The organism is Arthrobacter sp. PAMC25284 (genome assembly GCF_019443425.1).
Lineage (GTDB): Bacteria > Actinomycetota > Actinomycetes > Actinomycetales > Micrococcaceae > Arthrobacter > Arthrobacter oryzae_A.
This window is the reverse complement of record NZ_CP080382.1, coordinates 1,795,506-1,813,171: the sequence shown is the minus strand read 5'-3', so window position 1 is coordinate 1,813,171 and position 17,666 is coordinate 1,795,506. Positions and strand designations below refer to the sequence as shown.

Sequence of the window (17,666 nt, the reverse complement as noted above, 5' to 3'; positions counted from 1 at the left end):
GGAGACGCACCATGACCCAGACTATTTCCAAGTCCCCGCCGCCGAAGATTCCTTCCGCGGTCGCTGATGAGCGTGTCGGCAAACGCAACCCGTTACAGAAGCTCCTTGGCCGCCCGGAAGTCGGCGCCCTCGTCGGGGCGATCGTGCTGTTCGTGTTCTTCGCCTCGGTGTCCCAGACGTTTATCCAGCCCAACGCGTTCGCGACCGTGCTCTACGGCAGCTCCACGATCGGGATCATGGCCGTGGGGGTCTCGCTGTTGATGATCGGCGGGGAATTCGATCTCTCCACCGGCGTCGCGGTGATCAGCTCGGCCCTGACAGCGTCGCTGTTCAGCTGGTACTTCACCACCAACGTCTGGGTCGGGGTGGCCCTGGCTCTGGCCGCGTCCCTGGCGATCGGGCTGATCAACGGCCTGATCCTGATCAAAACCAAGCTCCCGTCCTTCATCGTGACGCTGGCCTCGTTCTTGATGCTGACCGGCCTGAACCTGGGCCTGACCCGGCTGATCGGCGGCTCGGTCTCCTCCCCGTCGATCTCGACCATGGACGGCTTCGCCTCCGCCAAGGCGGTCTTCGCCTCCTCCGTCCCGATCGGGGACGTGGACGTAAAAATCACCGTGTTCATCTGGATAGCCCTGGTCGCGGTCGCGTCCTGGATCCTGCTCCGGACCCGGGTCGGGAACTGGATCTTCGCCGTCGGCGGGGACGCGAACGCCGCCCGCGCCGTCGGCGTCCCGGTCGATAAAACCAAAATCGGGCTCTTCATGGGCGTCGGGTTCTGCGGCTGGATCCTGGGCATGCACAACCTCTTCGCGTTCGACTCCGTCCAGTCCGGGGAAGGAATCGGCAACGAATTCCTCTACATCATCGCCGCGGTCATCGGCGGCTGCCTCCTGACCGGCGGCTACGGCTCCGCGATCGGCGGCGCGATCGGGGCGTTCATCTTCGGGATGGCCAACAAAGGCATCGTCTACGCCCAATGGAACCCGGACTGGTTCAAGTTCTTCCTGGGCCTGATGCTGCTGCTGGCCACCATCGTGAACCTCATCGTCAAACGCCGCGCGGAACTGAAATAAAAGGAACCCCGAGACCATGAATGCCAAAGAAATCAACCAGGACACGCTCCTGGCCGGCGAAACCGACCCGCTCACCCACACCCCCGTGCACCTGCTCTCCCTTGAGGGCGTCGGGAAGCACTACGGAAACATCGTGGCCCTGACGGACGTGACCATGGCCGTGGACAACGGCCGCGTCACCTGCGTCCTGGGAGACAACGGCGCCGGCAAATCCACCCTGATCAAAATCATCGCCGGCCTCCACCAGCACACCGAAGGCACCCTGACCATCATGGGCCAGAACCGGACGTTCACCTCCCCCCGGGAGGCCCTGGACGCCGGGATCGCGACCGTCTACCAGGACCTCGCCGTGGTCCCGCTCATGCCGGTCTGGCGGAACTTCTTCCTCGGCTCGGAACTGACGTCCGGGTTCGGGCCGTTCAAAAGCATGGACGTCCAGAAAATGAAGGACATCACCAAACACGAACTCGCCGAAATGGGCATCGACCTGCGCGATGTTGAACAACCCATCGGCCAGCTCTCCGGCGGCGAACGCCAATGCGTCGCGATCGCCCGCGCCGTGTACTTCGGCGCGAAAGTCCTCATCCTCGACGAACCCACCGCGGCCCTGGGCGTGAAACAGTCCGGCGTCGTCCTCCGCTACATCCTCCAGGCCCGCGACCGGGGCCTGGGCGTCATCTTCATCACCCACAACCCCCACCACGCCTTCCCCGTCGGCGACCGCTTCCTGCTCCTCAAACGCGGCAAATCCATCGGCTACTACGACAAGAAAGACATCACCATCGACGAACTCACCGCCCAAATGGCCGGCGGCGCCGAACTCACCGAACTCGCCCACGAACTCGAACAAATGGGCGGCCACGAAGACACCCTCCACGACGTCCAAGGCGAAGTCGCCGACGTCTCCAAAGCTGGCGGCAAACACGCCTAGCAGCACCCCGGGCAAGACCGCGGGCGGGGCCGGAACGGCCCCGCCCGCCTCTGCAGCGCGATGCGCCAGCATCCTCAAAAATTTTGCGTATTACTATCGACGAAGGACGACCCGTGGTTTATCTCCCGCAGAACACCAACGCAGTTGCCTCACCGGTACGGATCGGGCTCATTGGCGCCGGCTGGATGGGCGCCTTCCACGCCGAGAGCATCGCCCGCCGCGTCCCTGGCGCAGTCCTGGTGGCCATCGCCGACCCGAACCTCGAGGTCGCGACGGCGCTGGCCTCTTCCCTCGGCGCCGTGAAGGTCACCGCCGAGGCCAGCGACGTCCTGGCCGATCCGGAGATTGACGCCGTTATTATCGCCAGCCCGGCGCGGTTCCACGCCCCGCTCATTGCCCAGACAGCATCCGCTGGAAAGCACGTGTTCTGCGAGAAGCCGGCAGGCCTCGGCCTCGACGAGCTCGACGCCGCCGTGGCCGCAGTGGAGGCTGCCGGGGTGCACTTCCAAGTCGGCTTCAACCGCCGGTACGCGGCGGACTTCCTGGCCGCCAAAAAAGATATCGTTGCGGGCGTTGCAGGGACCCCGCAACTCCTACGGTCGCTGACGCGTGATCCCGGCACCGGCAGCATCCCCAACGCTGGCAGGGTTCCGGCCTGGACAATCTTCATGGAAACCCTGATCCACGACTTTGACACCCTGAATTGGTTCAACGAAGGGGCCGAACCGGTAGAGGTCTACGCGGTCGCCGACGCACTCGTGGAGCCGGAGTTGCGGGACCAGGGCTTCCTCGACACTTCCGTTGTGACCATCCGGTACAGCAACGGCGCCATTGCCGTCGCCGAAGCGAACTTCAGTGCCCTCTACGGCTACGACATCCGCGGTGAGGTCTTCGGCTCCAAAGGCATGATCCAAGCCGGGCGGGCCACGGAAACCGCAGCACGCCGCTACACAGCCGACGGGCTGTCCGCTGACACGCCGCGGCTCAACGTCGAACTCTTCAGGGAGGCCTACACCGACGAACTCGTTGACTTCGCGGATGCCGTGCGCGCGCGGCGTGACGGCACACCGCCGTCGGAAGCCGCTTTCACCCTTACTCCGGGTGCGGCAGATGCCCGGCGCGCACTGGCCATGGCACTGGCCTGCATCGAATCGGTCAAACACGGTGCCCCGGTGGCGGTTCCGGCCGCAACCGCGAAGGCCGGCCACTGATGCGCCTGGCCGTCTGCGCGGAGATGGTCTTTACCGACCTTCCGTTCACAGAACGGGTGGCGCGCATCCACGACGCCGGGTTCGACGTCGAGATCTGGGATGCGCGGACCAAGGACATCCGTGCGCTCAAGGCCACCGGGGCAGTGTTTTCCTCCATGACGGGCTACACCTCCGGCAGCGTCGTGGACACTGACACCGCCGATGACGTGGTGAGCACGGCCGAGTCGCTGATCCCGACAGCCCTGGAACTCGGCGTCAGCCGGATGGTGGTGCACTCTGCCGAGCTCATCGACGGGCACGCCGCCCGCCCGGTCTACCGTGCCACCGGCTCCATGTGGAGCACCGGGGCCCGGACCCTGGAACGGCTCGGCAGGCTCGGTGAAAAACACGGAGTGACGTTCTGCCTCGAGAACCTCAACACGATCCTGGACCACCCCGGCATCCCGCTCGCCCGGGCCAAGGACACACTGGCGCTGGTGGAGGCCGCGGGCCAGCCGAACGTGAAGATGATGCTGGATCTCTACCACGCCCAGATGGGCGAGGGGAACCTCATCGGACTCGTTCGGACCGCCCTGCCGCACATCGGCGCAATCCAGGTCGCGGACGTCCCCGGACGCTGCGAACCCGGCACCGGCGAGATCAACTACGCGGCCATCGCCACGGCACTCCGCGAGGCCGGCTACGACGGCACCGTTGGCATGGAAGCCTGGGCCGCCGGCGACAGCGTGGCGGCCCTGAACGCCTTCCGGGCCGCGTTCGCCGCCTAGAACCAACTCCCCAGACAAAGGTGACCGCATCATGACGGACGACCGTGCACTCCCCGCATCCCGCGTTTCGGATTCCCGTGATGCCCCCGCACTCCGCTGGGGGATCATGGGACCGGGCTGGATAGCCGACCGCTTCACCGAATCCGTGCAGGCGCACTCGACCCAGGTCATTGCCGCCGTCGGATCGCGCTCGATGGAACGGTCCGTGGCCTTCGCCGACCGGCACGGTATTGCCGAGGCCTTCGGGAGCTACGAGGAACTGGCGGCGGCCGACGTCGATGTCATCTATGTGGCAACGCCGCACAACTTTCACTGTCAGGGGGCGCTGCTGGCCCTCGACGCCGGTAAGCACGTGCTCATCGAGAAGCCGATCGGCATCAACCGGGGCCAGGCGGAATTGATCGCGCGCCGGGCGGCAGAGGCGGGCCTGTTCGCCGCAGAGGCCATGTGGACGTTCTTCTTGCCCAAGTTTGACGTGATCCGGCAGGTGCTGGAGGCGGGCATGCTTGGGGAAATCACGACGGTGCTGGCCGAATACGGGGAGCATTTCGACCCGGAGCACCGGATCTTTGACCCGGGCCTCGCCGGCGGGCCGCTGCTGGATTTGGGGACCTATCCGCTGTCGCTCATCACGTCCATCCTGGGGGCACCCCAACGGGTCCTGGCGCTTGGGCAACCGCATGATTCAGGCGTTAATGGCCAGCTCTCGGCGGTGATGTCCTTTGCCGGTGGCCGCCAGGCAATGATGAACACCCAGCTTCACAACTTCACGCCGACGTCGGCGACGATCGTCGGCACCGAAGCGACCCTCACGATCGACGGACCCTTTAATATGCCGGGCGGATTCACCGTGCGTTACCCGGACGGTGACCGGCTGCTTTACGAGGAGCCCGCCGGGGCACATTTCGAGGGCCTCCACTTCGAAGCCGCCGCCGTGGCCCGCGCCATTGCCAACGGGGACAGCGAAGCCACACAGCGGCCGCTGTCGGAATCCATCCGGACCATCGCGGTTGCCGACGCCATCCGGAACCAGCTGGGGATTGTTTTCCCCGGCGAAGGAAAAACGCCCGCAGCCCCCACAGGCACATCCCAACCAGCGGACAGCAGGAGAACTTCATGAAAAACGTCGCCCTTGGACTCGTCGGCGTGGGGCGCATCGGCGTCATGCACGCCAACAACATCAGCGCCCTCAATGAGGTTCTGAACCCGCGGGGCGTCAATGTCAGCCTCCGGCTCACCGACGTTGCTGCGGACCATGCCCGGACCGTTGCTGCCGGTCTCGGTGCCGGGTTTCTGCCGTCGGTGGAGGCACTGATCGGCTCCGGCATCAACGGCCTGGTCATCGCCACCGGCACCGGCACCCATCCGGAGCTGATCAAGGCCGGCGTCGATGCCGGTATCCCGGTGTTCTGCGAGAAGCCGGTCGCGATGAATGTCGCTGACTCCGAGCCCGTGCTGGACTACATCCGGGCCAACGGCGGCACGGTCCAGATCGGCCACCAGCGGCGCTTCGACGCCGGATACCTGGCGGCCAAACGCGCCTACGAAGCCGGGGACCTGGGCTGGATCCACTCCCTGCGGGCGTTGACCTGCGACATGACCCCGCCGCCGGTGGAATTCCTGGCCAGCTCCGGAGGGCTGTTCCGGGACTGCTCGGTCCACGATTTCGACATCCTGCGCTGGCTGACGGGACGCGAAATCGTGGAGGTCTATGCCCGGGGCTCCAACAACGGCGATCCCGCCATCGGTGCGGTCGGGGATGTGGACACGGCTCTCGCGCTGGTGACGTTCGACGACGGCACGCTGGGCACCGTCAGCGCCTCGCGCTACAACGGGGCCGGCCACGACGTCCGGCTGGAGATTCAGGGCTCGGCCGGCTCACTGATGGTCGGCCTGGACGGGAAGTCCGCCCTGGCCTCGGCCGAAGCCGGGGTTACGTTCCCGGAAGGAGTGTCGCACCTGACCTTCGCGGAGCGCTTCGACCAGGCTTACCGCTCGGAGCTGGCAGCCTTCGTCGAACTGATCCTGGGCGAGCGGGAAAACCCGTGCACCCCCGAAGATGCGGTGGCCGCATCCCGGGTGGCCGACGCCGCCCAGGAATCGCTCGAGACCGGTGTCCCGGTCCGTGTGGTCCTGGCCGCCGCCGGGCGCTAGGACTTTACCGCGGCCCGGCAGACCTCTACGAAGGCCCGGAACGGCGCCACCCGCTCCTCGGCGGAAATCTCCTGGGCTTCCGGATGCCACTGCACCGAGGCCACCCAGCGATCCGGGTCCTCCAGCGCTTCAACGGTGCCGTCCTCGGCGATGGCCGTCACGGCCAGGCCGTCGGCAACCCGGGCCACGGCCTGGTGGTGGCCGGACGCGATCTTGACGGTTACTCCCGCGCCGTCCCCGTAGAGGCCTGCCACCTTGGTGCCCGGTTGCACATCGACTTCATGCCACGCCCACGGCCCGCAACCGGGCGCCGGGGCCGGTTCACGGTGTGCCACCACTCCCGGGGCCATGTCCTGGATCAAGGTGCCGCCGTAGAGCACGTTCAGCAGCTGGTGCCCACGGCAGATGCCGAGCAACGGCAGGCCGGCGTCGATCGACTGCCGGGCGACGGCCACGTCCAGGTCGTCCTGGGCGGGGCTCACGTCGTAGCAGACCTCGCTGGGCTGCTCGCCATAAAGCCGCGGGTCCAGGTCGCCGCCACCAGGGATGATGACACCGTCGAGCGAGGCCAGGGCCGTTGCGGAGGGTGCGGTGCTGAACAGCACAGGGTCGCCGCCGCCGTCGCGCACCAGCTCGACGATGTGGTCGAAAAGCTTATTGGCTTCGGAGACCCGCGGATCCGGGTCGCTGGAACTGCTGAGGCGGACCGGAAGCCCGATCCGGGGACGGCTGCCTGGGGCCTGGGCGAAACTTTGCATGACTCATTTTGCACCATAATCCGGCCCCGGACGGACGACTAGGATTGGCTGATGAGCAACAGATACCTTGTGTCCCGCAGCCGCTTCATTGCCGCTGCCCCGGAATCGATCTTCGAGGTTCTGGCCCAGCCGGCCCTGCACAGCGTGATTGACGGCTCGGACACGGTCAAGGGTGCCCAGCCGCACGGCCCGGAGAGGCTGGCCCTCGGCGCCAGGTTCGGTATGGAGATGAACATGCGGGTCGACTACAAAATCCTCAACACCGTGTGCGAGTTCGAGGAAGGCCGCCGGATCGCATGGCGGCACTTCTACGGCCACGTCTGGCGCTACCTGCTGGAACCCACCACCAACGACGCCGGAGTTTCCGGCACCCTGGTCACGGAGCAGTGGGATGCGCGAAAGGTGCGCGGCAGGATCGCCCTTCGCCTCGCCGGCTATCTGCGCCGGCACCCGGCCAACCTGGAACAGACCCTGGCCAAGCTCGACGCGTATATAACGGACCCGGACCGGGCCGCCGGGCGGGAAGATCCCGGGGTCTAGTCTTTCCGCAGCGCTGAACCGTCACCGATCTGCTGCACCGGAATGACGCTTAGCTTCCCGTTCGTCTCGAGCACAACGGCCGCGAGGAGGGACAGATCGCCGTAGCCGCTTTCGCGGGCGGCTTGCCGGATCTCGGCCTCGGTCAGGCGGTTCGACCGTAGTGCGTCACGCTCGAATACGCCGTCCCATAACAGGACCGCCGGTTGCGAGGTGATGACCTTCCGGGACACGGGCCACTTGGTCGATGCGGTGGCGACGCCGAATTGCAGGGCAGCGAGCAGGGTGAAGGCGGTGGCGCCCTCGGCCCACGACACGTCCTTGCTGAGCAGGATCGTGGCGAGGGTGGAGCCCAACGCCACGGACACGACAAGGTCAAACGCGTTCAGCTGCCCCAGCGTCCTCTTCCCGGACACCCGAAGGATCAAAACGAGGGTCACATATGCGGCCGAGCCCACGACTACGGTGCGCAGGATATCGGGCCAGGAATCAAACCACATGGCACTTGTCTACCAGATGCCGGGTTACAAGTCTTTCCGGCATCTTGCCTGGCCGAGTTCGTAGAGCCCGTTGAGGTCTCCGGCAGCGAAACCGTCCGGGGTCCCGATCTCCCGGTACATCAGCTGCGCCGGGTCCTGGACATGGTCCAGCCCCATCACATGCCCGAGTTCGTGCAGGATCACGGCCGTGGCATAGGCCGCGCCGTCCGCCCGGCCGAGGTCCCGGGCAATTTGGGGGGCGTCCAGTTCCAGACTTCCTGTGACGAAGGACTTGGGCCCGTCGCCGAAGCTGAAATGGGTGCTGCCACCCGTGCCGATCACCGTCCCCTCCAGCTGCGGGGCGGCTTCCGGCGTGGTCCAGACGATCAGCAACGGAGCCCAGCGGTCACCATAGGTGTCCTTCTGGTAAGGATCGCGCGACGGCGAGGGAGTCTCGTCCGTGGGCCCGTCATTGATGAACTTGATGCCTGTGGCGCGGGAGATGGTGTCGATGGAGTCTTCAACGAGCCGCTCCGTGTCCGCCGGCTCCAACTCGGAATTGACCACATAGTGCAGCGGACGGCACGGCGAGTAGCCCACCGGGGAATCGTCAGGGTTCGTGGCGAGGAAACTGTAGGCGGCGCTGGCCGTTGCCGGTTTCCGTGGCTGGCCCAGTGGCCGGTCCTGTTCTTCACGGCCTGGCGGGGGAGTGTCCCGGCCGGACACGCCGCCGGCGGCTTCTTCCGCCTCGCCGGTGGTCCGGCCTGCTGGCCGGGTGGGTGCGGGCGCCGCTGGCGGGGCTAAGGCTGAGGCTGTCTGACCGGTATCGGGTACCCCGTCAGGTCCGGCGTCGGCCCCCTGCGGACGGTTGAGCTCGAAAAGCCCCACGACGCGCGGATCCTCGTAGACGAGGCCTGCCGTGAGCAACGCTGCCCCGGCGATCAGGGCGGCCGCGACGAGACCGCGCATCGGCCGCAGCGCCGTATGTGACCGGGTGCGCCGGGGATCCCGGTCCCGGCTGTCGGGGCCGTCCACTAGGAGATGACCGAGCCAAACACCAGGCCCAGGAGGTAGGTTGCGCCCGCTGCCCCCATGCCGATCGCCAGTTGACGGAGTCCTCGGGTAGCCGGGGAGGTACCGGAAAGCAGCCCGACGACGCCGCCGGTGAAGAGGAGCGCCAGTCCCACGAGGGCTGCTGAGGTCACGAGGGCTGCGAGGCCGGTCAGGCCGAGCAGGAAGGGGATGATGGGCACAATTGCCCCGGAGGCGAAGAAGCAAAAGCTCGACGCGGCAGCAGCCCACGCGGTGCCGATTGCCTCGTGCTGGTCCGGGGTTTCCGGCAGCTCCGGCCGCAGCGAGAGGCTGGGGTCGCAGTCGCAGTCCAGCAGTCCCATCCGCTCCGCGGCGCGGTGCGCGGCGGCCTCCTGCGTCATTCCGCGGGCCAAGTAGACCAGCAGCAGCTCGTTGTGTTCGATATCCAGCGACGGTGCCGCGGACAACGTGATCTGGGTAGGGCGGGTGGCGGCCAGGAGTTCGCGCTGGGACCGCACGGAGATGAACTCGCCCGCGCCCATGGACAGTGCCCCGGCCAGGAGTCCGGCCACGCCGCTGAGCAGGACCACTGTACTGCCGACTCCGGATGCGGCCATGCCCATCACGAGTGAGAGGTTGCTGACCAAACCGTCGTTGGCGCCAAAAACAGCAGCCCGGAAGGTCCCGGCCAGCCGGCTGCGGCCCCGGGTGGCGAGTCCGCGGACAACCTCTTCGTGGATCTGTTCGTCGGCGACCATCGCCGGGGTGGCAGACGGGTCCTTGGCATACGGCGAGCGGCTCTCCGCCCGCTGTGCCAGGGCCAGGACGAACACCGAACCGATGTGGCGGGCGAGAAAGCCAACGAACTGGCTCCGGAGCGTGGCGCGGCGCGGCTTGCCGGCACGGTCACCGAGAAGCTTGAGCCAGTGCGCTTCGTGCCGGCCCTCGGCCTCGGCCAGGGCAAGGAGGATCGCGCGCTCTTCGCCGCTGCGGTTCTGCGCGAGATCACGGTAGACGGAGGCTTCGGCGCGCTCATCGGCGAGGTACTGGCGCCAGCGCTTGATGTCCGCGGCGCTGGGTGCCGCGGCTGGAGCCTGGGACGGTTCGGGGGTGGCTGGGGCTGCAGCGGCGGACCGATGGGTGCGGTGCAGGTCCGGGCGGGACTGGTTCTGATCTGATTTTGCGTCCTGGGACACGACGGCTCCTGGGCTTGAAAGGGCATGATGCGGCCCCGTTGCAAATCAAGCGTACCGCGGAAATCCGCGGGTTTTCGGCCGGTTGGCCGCAGAGAAAAGTTTAGGATCGCCGCAAAACGGTGCGTCTGCCGCCGCCGGGCCGTCACCCTTGACGCTCCGGGCGCACGGTGTTCGAATGAAGGCCACGGTGGGTTCCGGGCAGGCCCGCCGCCGGGCCCTCACCCGGATGCCGTGAGCGGGCCGCGCCGACCCACTGCCGTGAGATTCAAACGCTCGGAGGTTGCACCATGGACAACACCGGAACACATCCGATCCAGCCGCCTGCCAGAGAGACTGTGGAATCCGACCCCACATACGATTTCGCCGATGACGTCCCCGTCGATAGTGAAACTTGGGATGAGGAGGCCGTGGCGGACGAACCGGTTGAGGAGCCGGTTGATGAGGGTGAGCGGGTAGTGCCGCTGGATGCGGAGGACTTCCGCGAACCGGAGGAGGACGGGTCCTAAGCGCGGCACGCAAGTTAATCGGCGACGGCGGTGCTTCCCCCTAAGAGAGGGGAGGCGCCGCCGTCGCTGGTTGGTCTGGGTGCACTCGCGCTAGGGCGCTGTCACCGACACCTTTTCTTCATCAGCGGCGGGGGCTCCGCCGGCGACGCGGTGCTGCCAGTTGGCCATGACCGCTGTATCGGTCGGCTTCGTCAGCAGTGACACCACGATGTAGACGAGGGCCGAAGCAACCAGTCCGTAGTAGATCGGCTCGTTGGCGTAGATGCCATCCAGCGGAACTTCGGCGTTGATTTCCAGGACGATCATGGTGCCGAGAGTGATCACGGAACCGACCGCCATGGAGGCGGCGGCGGCGATACCGGTACCGCGCTTCCAGATCAGGCCGCCGAGGATGGCGACGAGGAGCCCGCCGACCAGGATGTCGTAGGCGATAGTCAGGGCCGCGACGACGTCCTTGGTGATGATCGCCAGCACGATCGCGACGATGCCCAGGATCATGACCCAGAGCCGGTTGGCCTTGACGTCGTGCTCAGGGTTGTCGGAGTCGTTAGTGTCGACGGTTTTGCCGAACCAGCCGGCCACGAAGGGCACCACGTCGGCGCGGGCCACCGTGGCGGCGGCAATCAGGGCGCCCGAGGCCGTGGACATCATGGCGGCGACGGCTGCGGCGAGCACGAGCCCGCCGATGCCGATCGGCAGCAGGGTGGTGGCCACCTCGGCGTAGACAACATCCTTGCCGAGGTTCGCGACGTCAATCTCCGGCAGTGCGACGCGGGCGCCGAGACCGATCAGGGCGCCGGCGACGCCGTAAAGGATGCAGTAGATACCTGCCGTGGCGCCGCCCCAGCGTGCGACCGTGGGGGTCTTGGCGGTGAAGACGCGCTGCCAGATATCCTGGCCGATCAGCAGGCCGAGCGTATACACCACGAAGTACGTGATGATTGTCTGCACGCCGATGCCGTCAATCTGGAAGAAGCTGGCATCCACGCGGGCGCGGATGCCGTCCAGGCCGCCGGCGGCGTTGAGGGTGAACGGCAGCATCAGCATAAAGATGCCAACGGTCTTGATAACGAACTGGACCTGGTCCGCGAGGGTGATGGACCACATGCCGCCGATGGTCGAGTAAACCACCACGATGGCTCCGCCGACGGCGATGGCAAGGGCGCGGTCCCAGCCGAAAAGCACCACGAAAATGGTGGCGTAGGCGCCGGTGGAGGTGGCGCACAGCATAAGCGTGTAGGCCAGCATGACGATGCCGGAGGCCTTGGTTGCTTCACTGCCGTAGCGCAGGCTCAGCATCTGGGACACCGTGTAGATCTTCAGTTTCTGGATGGTGCTGGCGAAGAGCAGGCTCAGCAGCAGCACGCCGGCGCCGATGGCGACCACGAGCCACATACCGGAGATGCCGAACTTGTAGCCGAGGCCAACGCCGCCGACTGTCGAGGCGCCGCCGAGCACAACGGCAGCCATCGTTCCGGTGTAGAGGAACGGGCCGAGCCGGCGGCCGGCGACGAGGAAGTCGCTGTTGTTTTTGGTGCGGGATTTACCCCACCACCCGAACGCCAGCATAGCGATCAGGTACACCACCACGATGGCGATGTTGACGAAAGATGCGTCCATTTTTAGTGGCTCCTTGGAGCGGTTGATCAGCGTCCTCGGACCGGTCGGGGTGCGCACGGCGCCCGTCGGTTCGGCGACTCATTGACGGATGTGCCGGGGGAAATGCTACCGGCTGCGGAAGTATTGCCTTATAGGCAACAACTGTTGCCAAACATTACGATGTGATGCCGCTAACAGTCAAGGCGGCCGGCGTGCTGTTACCGGGTCTGTTACATCTGCCGTCACATGACCGGCCGTGTCCGCCGTCACATAGGCACCCTCCCGTTAGGATTGCAGCAATGCAGGGGCCGAGCGGCCGGCCGTGAAAGGTTCCAGATGAAGGCTCTACCAGTTGAACCGAGCAACGTTCCCGTCGCCATCGGTTCCCGGATTCGTGCCGCCCGGCAATCGCAGCGGCTCACCATCGAACAGGTGGCCGATGCCACCGGACTGACCAAAGGCTTCCTCAGCCGGGTGGAACGCGACCTCACCTCACCCTCGGTCGCATCCCTCGTGACGCTGTGCCAGGTGCTGTCCATCTCCATCGGCGATCTTTTCGCAGCCCCGGAGACCCACCTCACCAAGCGCGACGAAGGCCCCCGAATCTCGCTCGGCGGGGAAGGGATCGTGGAGCGGTTGCTTACGGCCCGGTCGGAACGGCGGGTTCAGATCATCCAGGCCGTTATCGAGCCGCGCGGACGCGGCGAGTCCGAGCTCTACGCCGTCGATTGCGACGTTGACGTGCTGCACGTGATCAAGGGCAGCCTCCGGTTGATCCTGACAAACGAGGAGTATGAACTTCACACGGGCGACACCATCACCTTTCCAGGCCGCGAGCCGCATACCTGGGTCAATCCCACGAATGACTTAGTCGAGGTGCTGTGGGTGCTGGTGCCCGCGGCCAGCCGATGAGCCCGCGGCGCCGGGGTGCGGGCGCAGCTGGTCCGAATCAGCGGGAACGCGCCGTCCGGCGCCCGCCTACCAATGCTTGAGTGAGGGATTCTATGAACCAACGTACCGCCGCCCTTCTGTCACTGGCCGCCTCGGCTGCCCTCGGCCTGAGCTCCTGCGCTGTCCCCGGTGAGCGCGCCGGCAGTGGCCTGCCGGCCGGGTCCACGGCCCCGGCGGCGTCGACCGGATCCCCGACGCCGGGCTCCGGACCGGCCGCCGGGCCCACCGGCCCGGCCGCCGCATCGGCTCCAGCGGCGACGCCGACGTCTGCGCAGCCGTCCGCCGTCGCGGTCACCGTCTTTACTTTCCCTGACGGCCACGTGAGCTTCTCCTACCCGAGCGAATGGTCGGTCCGGGTCGTGGCCCGCGGCGAGGGCGGCATGCAGGCCACCATCGCCGACGCCAGCGGCAACGAGCTCGCCTCCGTGACGAGCGGGACCGCCGCCAGCGACGCCACCGGACCCGTGGCCCGCACGGTCCTGGACGCCGCACCGGTGCCGGGCCTCACCGGCGCCGACGGCGGGCAGCTTTCCTTCGGCTTCGCCTTTGATTCCTTTGCGGACCATGTGGCCTTCCACATGGGAGTACGGCGCGAAGCGGATTTCCAGCCCGCGACTGAAAGTGCCGGCTTTGCGCACGTCGAGCTGCCCAACGGTGACTCCACGGCCAAGGTGATTTTCGCCGATCCGGCCTTCGATTCCGTTGATTCCGCCAAAGCCTGGATGGCCACGGCGCAGTACAGCCAGCTCAAGCGGCTGCTGCTGAGTCTCAGCTACAAGTAAGGGTTGATCTTGTAAACAAATGGTGCGCACCGCGAAACTACGGGCTATGATGGCTATCACACCCCGTCGGTCAATCCTCGAAGGAGAGTTCTGTTGGAAGAGCTGCGCATCGAGGCCAATGGCAACCTTGGCCCCATTGATTCATCCCGCATCCCGCGCTACGCCGGAGCCGCCACCTACGCCCGCCTGCCGCGGCTCGATCAGGTCACCAAAGCCGACGTCACCGTCGTCGGCGTGCCCTTCGACTCCGGTGTCTCCTACCGTCCGGGCGCCCGTTTCGGCGCCAACCACGTCCGGGAGGCCAGCCGCCTGCTGCGTCCCTACAACCCGGCCTGGGACGTCAGCCCCTTCGAAAACGTCCAGGTGGCCGACGCCGGCGACATGGCCGTTAACCCCTTCAACATCAACGAAGCGATCGAGACGGTCCAGCAGAACGCCCTGGACCTGACCGCGTCCGGCAGCAAACTGCTGACCCTCGGCGGAGACCACACCATTGCCCTGCCGCTGCTGCGCGCCGCCGCCGAGCGCGCCGGCGGACCCGTCGCCATGCTGCACTTCGATGCGCACCTGGACACCTGGGACACCTACTTCGGCGCCGAATACACCCACGGCACACCCTTCCGCCGCGCAGTGGAGGAAGGCATCCTCGATACCGAGGCCATCAGCCACATTGGCACCCGCGGACCCCTCTACGGCAAGAAGGACCTCGACGACGACCACCGCTTCGGCTTCGGGATCGTCACCTCCGCCGATGTCTACTACCAGGGCGTCCTGGAAACCGTCGCCAAGGTCCGCGACCGGATCGGCAACCGCCCGCTCTACATCTCCGTGGACATCGACGTCCTTGACCCGGCGCACGCCCCGGGCACCGGCACGCCCGAAGCCGGCGGCATCACGAGCCGCGAGCTCCTGGAAATCATCCGCGGCTTCCGCGGCATGAACCTTGTCGGCGCCGACGTCGTCGAGGTCGCCCCCGCCTATGACCATGCCGATATCACCGGTGTGGCGGCCAGCCACGTGGCCTATGAACTCATCACGCTGATGGCGGACCGCGCCGTACCGGGGGACCGGTTTGGTGCCGAGACCGGCTACGCCGCCCAGGCCCTGGGCCAGGAAACCCGGCGCCCGGCCGGATTCTCCACCGCTGCTGAAGCCGCCCGATGAGCGGGGTTCGCAACGGCGGCGATCTCGTCGTCGAAACCCTCGAAGCGCTTGGCGCCAAAACGGTCTTCGGAATTCCCGGGCAGCACGCCCTGGGCCTGTTCGACGCAATGGGGCGCGGAAACCTGCACTTCGTGTCCTCTCGGGTGGAAAACAACTCGGCCTTTGCCGCGGACGGCTACTCCCGCGCCACGGGCGAGGTCGGCGTCCTGTTCCTCTCCACCGGCCCCGGCGCCCTGACCTCGCTTGCGGGCCTGCAGGAGGCCTACGCCACGGGTGTCCCGATGGTCGTGATCGCCAGCCAGATCCCGCTCGAGGGCCTGGGCGCCCGCCGCAAGGGCATGCTGCACCAACTCGATGACCAGAAGGCCTCGGCCGCAAACGTCACCAAGAGCCAGCGCCTGATCCAGCACGCGTCCGGTATCCCGTCGGCGATTCAGGACGCGTGGACTGAAGCGATCTCCTCGCCCCAGGGTCCCGTCTGGCTGGAAGTCCCACAGAACGTGTTGCTGGACCCGATCATGGTCCCGCCGGTGGAGGACGCGCTCGCCGAGGCCACGGACAACCCGCCGCGGGTGGAGCTCGTCCGCGAAGCCGTGAAATGGCTCTCGACGGCGGAACGTCCGGCCATCATTGCCGGCGGCGGCACCCGCCGCGGCCATGCCGAGAAGTCGCTGCTGTCCCTCGCCGAAAAGCTCCATGCCCCCGTCATCTGCACACCGGGCGGCAACGGCGCGTTCCCGTGGAACCACGAGCTGTCGCTGCAGTCCTGGATCGAGGACCAGCACATGACGGAGCTGCTCGAGGACGCCGACGTGCTGATCGTGATCGGCTCCTCGCTGGGCGAAGTGACGTCAAACTACTTCACCTTCGAGCCCCGTGGCCGGATCATCCAGATCGACGCGGAACCCCGGGTCCTGGAATCCAACCGACCCGGCCTGGGCATCCGTGCCGACGCCGGTCAGGCGCTCGCAGCCCTCGACACCGCGCTCGACGCGGCCCTGGCGGCCGCCGGACCGGCCGGAATCCGCGCCGACTGGCACGGCACTACGCCCGAGACGCTCGTGAAGGACACCCTGGCCAAGGTCAAGGCCAGGCTCGAAGCCCAGGACCTGGGCAAGGAGCTGAAGTTCATGGCCGACATCCGCGAGGCCGTGCCCGCCGGCATGCAAACATTCTGGGACATGACCATTTCCGCCTATTGGGGTTGGAGCTGCTGGGACGCCCGCGAGGGCCAGTTCCACTCCGCCCAGGGCGCCGGCGGGCTCGGCTTCGGCTTCCCCGCCGCGATTGGCGGTGCCGTCGGCCTCGAAACCACAGGCACGCCCGGGGACTCGGCACGCGTACTGGCCGTCTCCGGTGATGGCTCGGCGATGTACTCGATTTCTGAACTGGCGACCGCCAAGCAGCACAACGTGCCGGTCACCTGGCTGATCGTTGATGATGGCGGCTACGGCATCCTTCGTGAGTACATGGTGGGTGCCTTTGGCAAGGCCACGGCCACCGAGCTCGCCCGGCCGGACTTCGTCAAGCTCGCCGAATCCTTTGGCGTGCCGGCGGTCCGGGTCGCCCCCGAGGGTGTGGGGGAGGCGCTGAAGGCTGGCTTCGCGGCCGACGGCCCGAACGTCGTCGTCGTCGAAACCCTGCTGCAGATGTTCGCTCCGACGCACCTCGGCGACTAGGGCGTTTCTCCTCATCGTTGGGTAAGCCATTTGGCAATACTCAGGGGTTGGTTCGCGTTCCGCTTTGTTGTCCGATGCCCAGTGGGAGTCCATTGTCCCGTGGATGCCTGATTCCTCGGGTCCCCGAAATGGGCGATCAGAAAGCCAATTGCAACGCCAAGGATCCGCCGGAGGACGCCCCGTCGAGGCGTCCTCCGGCCAAACCCGGCGACGGCGAGGCCCTCCAAGACCCGGCAGCGCAACATCTGTCTCCAGGCACCCCTTGGTATTGCCGTCGTCGTCGTGACGCACACCAAAAACACCTACCTCAACATCAAATACAAGCGCATCACGTCCCGCCGGGGCAAGATCAAGGCCTCGCCGCCGTCGAACCCCACGGTTTCTCATGCGCCCTGATGAGGGGCGGACCCACCTTGCTGACGAGGTGGCAACTGAAGTCAGGAAACATTTATGCTTTAAAGGTCTCGACTATATGAATTCAAAGGCGTAGCTTTGCATTTGGTTAAAGCGTCCGTGACCGGCATCACATCAGTCGGGCTCGGAGCAGAACCTGGCTAGCCCTCTATCCAGTCGAGGAAGTCGGGTTTGCAGGCGGCCCTTCCCGGTGCCCCCACCGGGGTCCTGACGTGATCTTCGCCGCAGTCTTCTATGCAGTTAATTGTGAACAGTTTTGACAAATCTTTCATAACGCTATTCAGGAGAAGGTCATGATTCTTAGGGAAATTTCGTTCGACCGCTTCATTTTCACCTGCACCGGTTGTGATCATGCCTGGGGGGGCCGATTATGACGTCCAGCATGTTGAGGACGGTCACGGGCACGAACGGGACTATTTCTTCCGCGGCG

At 66.3% G+C, this 17,666-nt stretch carries 17 protein-coding genes; 12 read left to right on the top strand and 5 right to left on the bottom strand.

Annotated features, from left to right (window positions below):
• Nucleotides 1-11: 11 nt before the first annotated feature.
• The 6 genes from KY499_RS08360 (at nt 12) to KY499_RS08335 (ending at nt 6,139) form a co-directional block, all read left to right on the top strand.
• Nucleotides 12-1,076 (top strand): ABC transporter permease, encoded by a 1,065-nt coding sequence (locus tag KY499_RS08360; RefSeq protein WP_219886800.1) that lies wholly within the window; start codon nt 12-14, stop codon nt 1,074-1,076.
• 16 nt (nt 1,077-1,092) lie between these two features.
• The gene (locus tag KY499_RS08355; RefSeq protein ID WP_219886799.1) at nt 1,093-2,007 is read left to right on the top strand and encodes an ATP-binding cassette domain-containing protein; all 915 of its coding nucleotides are present in this window, start codon (nt 1,093-1,095) and stop codon (nt 2,005-2,007) included.
• A gap of 113 nt (nt 2,008-2,120) precedes the next feature.
• Entirely contained in the window at nt 2,121-3,218 is a 1,098-nt protein-coding gene (locus tag KY499_RS08350; protein WP_219886798.1) for a Gfo/Idh/MocA family oxidoreductase, read from the top strand.
• Nucleotides 3,218-3,985, top strand: coding sequence for a TIM barrel protein (locus tag KY499_RS08345; protein ID WP_219886797.1), 768 nt, complete (start codon nt 3,218-3,220; stop codon nt 3,983-3,985). The genes KY499_RS08350 and KY499_RS08345 overlap by 1 nt, the downstream gene beginning before the upstream one ends.
• 31 nt (nt 3,986-4,016) lie before the next feature.
• Complete coding sequence (locus KY499_RS08340) at nt 4,017-5,105, top strand: Gfo/Idh/MocA family protein (RefSeq protein WP_219886796.1); 1,089 nt, start codon at nt 4,017-4,019, stop codon at nt 5,103-5,105.
• Nucleotides 5,102-6,139 (top strand): Gfo/Idh/MocA family oxidoreductase, encoded by a 1,038-nt coding sequence (locus KY499_RS08335; RefSeq protein ID WP_219886795.1) that lies wholly within the window; start codon nt 5,102-5,104, stop codon nt 6,137-6,139. Before KY499_RS08340 ends, KY499_RS08335 begins: the two co-directional genes overlap by 4 nt.
• Here the strand turns inward: KY499_RS08335 and KY499_RS08330 are convergent.
• Nucleotides 6,136-6,897 (bottom strand): gamma-glutamyl-gamma-aminobutyrate hydrolase family protein, encoded by a 762-nt coding sequence (locus tag KY499_RS08330; protein ID WP_219886794.1) that lies wholly within the window; start codon nt 6,895-6,897, stop codon nt 6,136-6,138. The two genes, KY499_RS08335 and KY499_RS08330, sit on opposite strands and share 4 nt — an antisense overlap.
• A gap of 51 nt (nt 6,898-6,948) precedes the next feature.
• On the opposite strand from KY499_RS08330, the gene KY499_RS08325 reads away from it, so the two are divergent.
• Complete coding sequence (locus KY499_RS08325; RefSeq protein ID WP_219886793.1) at nt 6,949-7,437, top strand: polyketide cyclase / dehydrase and lipid transport; 489 nt, start codon at nt 6,949-6,951, stop codon at nt 7,435-7,437.
• Here KY499_RS08325 and KY499_RS08320 read toward each other — a convergent pair.
• From KY499_RS08320 to KY499_RS08310, 3 genes are read right to left on the bottom strand one after another with little or no spacing between them, the layout of a single operon-like run.
• Complete coding sequence (locus KY499_RS08320) at nt 7,434-7,934, bottom strand: DUF421 domain-containing protein (protein WP_219886792.1); 501 nt, start codon at nt 7,932-7,934, stop codon at nt 7,434-7,436. The genes KY499_RS08325 and KY499_RS08320 overlap by 4 nt on opposite strands.
• A 24-nt stretch (nt 7,935-7,958) precedes the next feature.
• Nucleotides 7,959-8,948, bottom strand: coding sequence for a matrixin family metalloprotease (locus KY499_RS08315; RefSeq protein WP_258191033.1), 990 nt, complete (start codon nt 8,946-8,948; stop codon nt 7,959-7,961).
• Entirely contained in the window at nt 8,948-10,141 is a 1,194-nt protein-coding gene (locus KY499_RS08310; protein ID WP_258191032.1) for a VIT1/CCC1 family protein, read from the bottom strand. Before KY499_RS08310 ends, KY499_RS08315 begins: the two co-directional genes overlap by 1 nt.
• Nucleotides 10,142-10,428: 287 nt before the next feature.
• On the opposite strand from KY499_RS08310, the gene KY499_RS08305 reads away from it, so the two are divergent.
• Complete coding sequence (locus KY499_RS08305) at nt 10,429-10,647, top strand: hypothetical protein (RefSeq protein WP_219886791.1); 219 nt, start codon at nt 10,429-10,431, stop codon at nt 10,645-10,647.
• A 90-nt stretch (nt 10,648-10,737) separates the two neighbouring features.
• Here KY499_RS08305 and KY499_RS08300 read toward each other — a convergent pair whose 3' ends face one another.
• Entirely contained in the window at nt 10,738-12,267 is a 1,530-nt protein-coding gene (locus KY499_RS08300) for a sodium:solute symporter (RefSeq protein ID WP_219886790.1), read from the bottom strand.
• A gap of 315 nt (nt 12,268-12,582) precedes the next feature.
• Here KY499_RS08300 and KY499_RS08295 point away from each other — a divergent pair, with 315 nt between their 5' ends.
• The 4 genes from KY499_RS08295 (at nt 12,583) to KY499_RS08280 (ending at nt 16,822) form a co-directional block, all read left to right on the top strand.
• Nucleotides 12,583-13,158, top strand: coding sequence for a helix-turn-helix domain-containing protein (locus KY499_RS08295; RefSeq protein WP_123254870.1), 576 nt, complete (start codon nt 12,583-12,585; stop codon nt 13,156-13,158).
• A gap of 92 nt (nt 13,159-13,250) precedes the next feature.
• Nucleotides 13,251-13,979 carry a hypothetical protein gene (locus tag KY499_RS08290; RefSeq protein ID WP_123254869.1) on the top strand — a complete coding sequence of 243 codons (729 nt, stop codon included), beginning with the start codon at nt 13,251-13,253 and terminating at the stop codon, nt 13,977-13,979.
• A 93-nt stretch (nt 13,980-14,072) separates the two neighbouring features.
• Complete coding sequence (speB, locus tag KY499_RS08285) at nt 14,073-15,143, top strand: agmatinase (RefSeq protein ID WP_123254868.1); 1,071 nt, start codon at nt 14,073-14,075, stop codon at nt 15,141-15,143.
• Complete coding sequence (locus KY499_RS08280; protein ID WP_219886789.1) at nt 15,140-16,822, top strand: thiamine pyrophosphate-binding protein; 1,683 nt, start codon at nt 15,140-15,142, stop codon at nt 16,820-16,822. The genes speB and KY499_RS08280 overlap by 4 nt, the downstream gene beginning before the upstream one ends.
• Nucleotides 16,823-17,666: the final 844 nt, after the last annotated feature.

What these genes read in the sequence shown, in the direction of transcription:
- KY499_RS08340 (WP_219886796.1), top strand. Translation starts at nt 4,017, where the DNA reads ATGACGGACGACCGTGCACTCCCCGCATCCCGCGTTTCGGATTCCCGT.
- KY499_RS08290 (WP_123254869.1), top strand. Translation starts at nt 13,251, where the DNA reads ATGAACCAACGTACCGCCGCCCTTCTGTCACTGGCCGCCTCGGCTGCC.
- KY499_RS08335 (WP_219886795.1), top strand. Translation starts at nt 5,102, where the DNA reads ATGAAAAACGTCGCCCTTGGACTCGTCGGCGTGGGGCGCATCGGCGTC.
- KY499_RS08305 (WP_219886791.1), top strand. Translation starts at nt 10,429, where the DNA reads ATGGACAACACCGGAACACATCCGATCCAGCCGCCTGCCAGAGAGACT.
- KY499_RS08355 (WP_219886799.1), top strand. Translation starts at nt 1,093, where the DNA reads ATGAATGCCAAAGAAATCAACCAGGACACGCTCCTGGCCGGCGAAACC.
- KY499_RS08325 (WP_219886793.1), top strand. Translation starts at nt 6,949, where the DNA reads ATGAGCAACAGATACCTTGTGTCCCGCAGCCGCTTCATTGCCGCTGCC.
- KY499_RS08330 (WP_219886794.1), bottom strand. Translation starts at nt 6,897, where the DNA reads ATGCAAAGTTTCGCCCAGGCCCCAGGCAGCCGTCCCCGGATCGGGCTT.
- KY499_RS08360 (WP_219886800.1), top strand. Translation starts at nt 12, where the DNA reads ATGACCCAGACTATTTCCAAGTCCCCGCCGCCGAAGATTCCTTCCGCG.
- KY499_RS08345 (WP_219886797.1), top strand. Translation starts at nt 3,218, where the DNA reads ATGCGCCTGGCCGTCTGCGCGGAGATGGTCTTTACCGACCTTCCGTTC.
- KY499_RS08295 (WP_123254870.1), top strand. Translation starts at nt 12,583, where the DNA reads ATGAAGGCTCTACCAGTTGAACCGAGCAACGTTCCCGTCGCCATCGGT.
- KY499_RS08320 (WP_219886792.1), bottom strand. Translation starts at nt 7,934, where the DNA reads ATGTGGTTTGATTCCTGGCCCGATATCCTGCGCACCGTAGTCGTGGGC.
- KY499_RS08300 (WP_219886790.1), bottom strand. Translation starts at nt 12,267, where the DNA reads ATGGACGCATCTTTCGTCAACATCGCCATCGTGGTGGTGTACCTGATC.
- KY499_RS08280 (WP_219886789.1), top strand. Translation starts at nt 15,140, where the DNA reads ATGAGCGGGGTTCGCAACGGCGGCGATCTCGTCGTCGAAACCCTCGAA.